2 protein-coding genes and 1 pseudogene are annotated in these 4616 nt (G+C 62.7%); 1 reads left to right on the forward strand and 2 read right to left on the reverse strand.

The window, feature by feature from the left end:
• Window positions 1-314: 314 nt before the first annotated feature.
• Together AC0699_RS39325 and AC0699_RS39330 are read right to left on the reverse strand one after the other, a co-directional pair.
• Window positions 315-1451: a pyridoxal-phosphate dependent enzyme gene (locus AC0699_RS39325; protein ID WP_478671364.1), complete on the reverse strand. Its 1137-nt coding sequence runs from the start codon at window positions 1449-1451 to the stop codon at window positions 315-317.
• Window positions 1448-2524, reverse strand: a complete 1077-nt coding sequence (locus AC0699_RS39330) for an acyl-CoA dehydrogenase family protein (RefSeq protein WP_478671368.1) — start codon at window positions 2522-2524, stop codon at window positions 1448-1450. The genes AC0699_RS39325 and AC0699_RS39330 overlap by 4 nt, the downstream gene beginning before the upstream one ends.
• Before the next feature lie 1217 nt (window positions 2525-3741).
• On the opposite strand from AC0699_RS39330, the pseudogene AC0699_RS39335 reads away from it, so the two are divergent.
• A pseudogene (locus AC0699_RS39335) lies at window positions 3742-3927 on the forward strand (transposase); the annotation flags it as partial.
• Window positions 3928-4616: the final 689 nt, after the last annotated feature.

The raw sequence follows: 4616 nt of genomic DNA on the forward strand, positions 1-4616 counted from the left end.
GACTCCACTGTCGTGGCCAGGGCCCGGCCCTCACCAGCTCTCCCCAGAGGACAACCCAGAGGCAGCCCCAGACTTCTTCAGGGGCAAGTAGCTAGGGCCGGGATCGAAGGTGTCCACTACTCGGGGACAGGCCCCGGAGTCAGAAACCAACGAGACCGTCCCGCCCACCCAACTCACCGCATAGCCTCAAACAAGATCACCGAGCGGCCGTCGATACACCACACCAGCGGACGTGACCGCGTTGCGCCTCCATACACTGGGGTTCGGCGGAGAAAGGGCGTCAGACGCCCACGCGCCCAATAACTCTCGGGACCTCACTGCACGACGCCGTTCGCCAGCATGGCGCATAGACGGGAGGCGGCGGCTTCTGGATGAAGCACGGTTTCCGGTTCGAAGGAGGGCTGGCCGCAGTATCCAGCACCGCCTGTGTGAGCGACCAATACCTTGCTACCCGCAGCGATAAGCCCGTCTTCGATAGCTGACAGGGCACCCAGAAGGCTGTAGAGGCCGGCACGCTCGTGGGGCTGGCCGTCAGCGTCCAGGCACACGTGCACACCAGCGTCGTCCAGCATGCCGATGAGCGAGGGCTCCATGTCCAGGTACTGCTGGTTCGACATGGCGCGCACTTGCCCATTTGTAGCTGTGCAGACTTCGCCGACCTCTTTGATGAGGTCGGCGCTGGGCCGACGACGGAACATGGTCGGCTCGAGCATCGGTACATGGCCACTGTCGTCGCTCGCCTTGGTGTTCTGGTCGGATAGTGCGTCCGCATAAGGATGTACAGCTTGCTGCTGGACTCCGAGGAACCGCGGCCAGTGCGCCGTAGGGATTTGCAGCTCTGCGAGGCCGCGGTAGAAGCCGAGCGGGCCGAACGCGCTTGACAGTGCTTGTACGTGCCAGTCCCAATGCAGGCCGGTGCTTGCTTCTGCGTCCCGCAGCAGACGGGCACGAAGCGCGTTTCCAACGTACTGGTCCTTCAGCGGCGGCAGCGCCGGGACGTCTGTGCGCTCCGACACCTCCTTCAGGATGCGCTTGATTTCCGACTCTGGTGCTTGCACTTCTACGAATGTGTTGTTCTCTGTCGTGAGGGACGCGCGCAGACGTCTACGGGAAGCCGGAGGGTACAGGCCAATACTGCTTATTCCGGCTTGTGCAGCGTAGTAACTCAAAGAGTTTGCCGTGTTGCCGGAACTTTGGAAGACGATACTCGTGAGCCCTGCGCTTTTGGCCCGGGCGACGCTGAGGGCCGCTACCCAGTCCTTGAAGGTCCCAGTGGTGGTCAGCGTCGAGAGATCCAGGCAGTACACGTCAACGCCCCTGACGGTCCCCAGAAATAGGATGCGTGCGCCTTCTCGATGTGACAGCTTCTCCAGATGACGCGGGTCGACACCGCTGAGATGCTTCGCGTAACGAAGTACAACACTGCGGTCTTCACGGAAAACTTCATTCATGACGTCAACTCCTCTTCGCCGAGTCGCTGCAGCAGCAGGTCGTTGGGCTGTCCGGTGATGGTGAGCGCGACGGCGTCTTGATACTGCCGCGCGATGGTGTTATCGACGGCCGCGAACCCGGTGCCGCCGCACAGAGGTACTGCCGCGGCGAGGAAGCGCTGGAGCGTCGAAGTGCAGAAAACTTTTGCATGCCGGGGATCCATTGAGGACTGCGGGCTTGTACAGGAACGCCACGCGGACCACAATGCCTGTCGCAGTACAGCGAGTTCACCAATGCGCAGGGTGATGCCTCCGGTGGCGCTGTCGCTGCGGTCGCCGAGCGTGTTGCGGGTAAATGTCAGAACCGCTTCAAAGACTGAGTCCGCCGCAGCGACTGCACGAGTCGCGTAGCTGGTTAGATCATAAGAACACAGTGCGGGAGTAAGGTCATGGCCCCAGCCGCCGATGGTTTCAGCAGCAGGGTCGAACTCGTATCGGTCCAGGTAAATTTCTGCAAGGGAGATACCGTGCATGCCCGCACGCGGGAGATCCTTCCCAGTACGCACGCCAGGGCGGGAAGGGTCGACCCACACGCCCACAGTGGCACTGTCCGTAACCGCAATGACTACGATGCGGTCGGCGTCGCGGGCGTTGGTCACCCAGTGCTTCTCACCGGTGAGAAGGCCTGTGTGGCCATGGCGTTCGGCCCGCGTCTTCAGTGCCCGCGGATCATTTCGGCCCCGTTCCTGATATCCACGAGCGCAGATGATGTCGCCTGCAGCCATCGCTGGCAGCCACTGCTCTTTTTGGAAAGAGGTGCCGTGTTCGGCCACCTGCCGACACAATTTCAGGTGAGTGCCGACGAGCCCGGCGAGCGCCTGCCATGAGCGAGCTAGGGTGTAGCTGATCTCTTCGGGCCGCGGCACGATGTCTCGGCGTCGGTACTCCGATGGCACGGTGGCAGCGAAAACGTCTCTCTGGGCAAGCTCCACTATCAGTTCGTCTGGGTAGCGCGTAGCGCCATGCTCACGTACGTGATTGCGGACGACATTATCGATTTCGGTGCTCAGGCGCACCGTGGCCGAATTCTCCATGGCCTCTCTCCATAACGTGCCGGCGAATCTCTGATGCAGAAGACTAGTGATGAGGGAAGGTGCTGACTGGCGCCGCTTGCCGTGAGTGAGGGTGCCTCGCCCTGCTCAGGAGCGACCTGCGAGTGGCCGCTTTCATGACCGACGTATGTCGGCATGCAGGAGACCGGTCCACGTAGGTACCTGAGCTCATCGAGCACCTTGATTGCACGAAAGTCGACCTGCGATGTATCGACGCTGCCGGCTTCCGAAAGATTGGACGGGAGAACGCCCATTCGGGTTTCGCCTACCATTCCCTGTGTGTGAAAAAGTCCGCACAATCGACCGGGTGTCCCTGTCGGTGGGGGATGTGGTTATCGTCCAATCGGTGGAGGTCTAGGCTCGGATTTCTGCGGTCACCAAGAATAGGCTCCAACGCGTACCCCGCGCCATTTCCTTATCCATCGGACCGTCGTTGCCTATTCAGTCGAAACTATTGACCACGACTCGTCAGCGAGGTTCGTTTGCTGACCGACTCGGCGGTTCGCTTACCCTTCCGGTGTCAGCGTGGGTCGAGGATGTTCGGGCGATGATCGACCGCCGCGAGACCGTCAGCAGCGGCGTGTCGCGCATTCTGCGTGCCCATGGATGAGGAAATCCGCTGGCCCGGCCGGGGAAAGCGCCTCCCAGTCGGGCCAGCGGTCCCCCGCAGCTGGTCACCCACACCACTCAGGGGGACACCTGTCGTCGCCGGTGCGGTGACCGTGCGAACCGTAGCCGTGATGCCCCTTGTCATGTCCCCACCGTTCGGCCGAAGCGTTGTGAGCCGCGCTCGAGATACTCGGGTGCGCCGGAGAGGCGGAGGCAATCTGCGGCACCGCGAAGGCACCTCCGCACGCCAGCAGCGAGGAAACACCGAGAGCAATGATTTTCATCTTCATCAGGAGACCCTTTCGCTTGTGGACCTGACGTCCACGAGTAGTCCCAATAGTTCTCGACCCGGACCCCCTCGGCAGTAGCACGATCTACCCCTTTACCGGTGGAAGGGCCGTCTACCAACTGGCTGATCGAGTCCGATGTGTGCGGGCCACACTGAGCCGAACCTGACGCGGGACACCTGGAGTGCATCGACTGCTGGTGAACGCTCCTCCCAGAGAACGCGGTTGGCCACCGTGCAACTGTCCTTGTGAACGGCCAGTTTGATCCAGGGGCGCCGCCCGGTGGCCTCGTCCCGGCATGGCGGTGTGTCGCCCCGCTCGGTCGACGACCTGGTCAAGGCCCTCGGCTCGGACACCGGCATATCGAAGAGCGAGGTCTGGCGGATCTGCGCGGGCATCGATGGACAACTCGATGTGTTCCGGACCCGGCCGCTGGACCACATCCGGTTCCCCCACCTCTTCCTCGACGCGGCTGCTGCCGTCGCCCGATGCGGCGGCTTTGGCTGCGACCCTGCCCGTGTGTAACAGGGCGGCCGATGCTGTATTGGTGGTGGTGCACGAGACGGGTACCACGTCCCGCAACGAGTTGCAGAAGCTTGTCTACACCCGTCTCAAGGCGAGTTCTGGCTCGCTGCCCAGCTGGCTGTCCGTACGGTGAGGAAAGTCGTGGACGTGGACGCCTACACGACGTTGCGTGCGAACATCCGGGCGGGGAACCTCGGCCCCGAGGGGGCGCAGCGGCGCAGGCGGGCGGAGTCGAAGCGGATCGTGCTTACGACGACCGGATCCTGTCGTGGCAACACGACGCGCGCATGGGGTCCATGTCACCCTGACGTTCCAGCGTCCGGCGTTGTCGGCGGCGGGGAGTACCGTCAATCAGTTGAGCGACCGGCAGCGTGGCCGGGCGCCGCCCGGAGGCGGACACCCTCGTCCGCACCGCTGGAGGTTGCATGGCCTTGGACAGACAAGGACAAGCTCTACGGCCACATCAAACCGGTCAAGAAGCGCACTCAGTTCCTGGAGTTCTGGCCGCACCTGCGTAGTCTCTATCCGTCCGCGGTCCGTATCGCAAGCGACAACCTTCTACTGATTCCCAATACGGTTGTCAACCCGGTCTGGTGACTCGCTGTGAGTGAGTCAGCCCAGCGGTTTGGGGCTGGGCGGCGCGGCGATTTCGA

This window comes from Streptomyces sp. NPDC043870, from assembly GCF_056435785.1.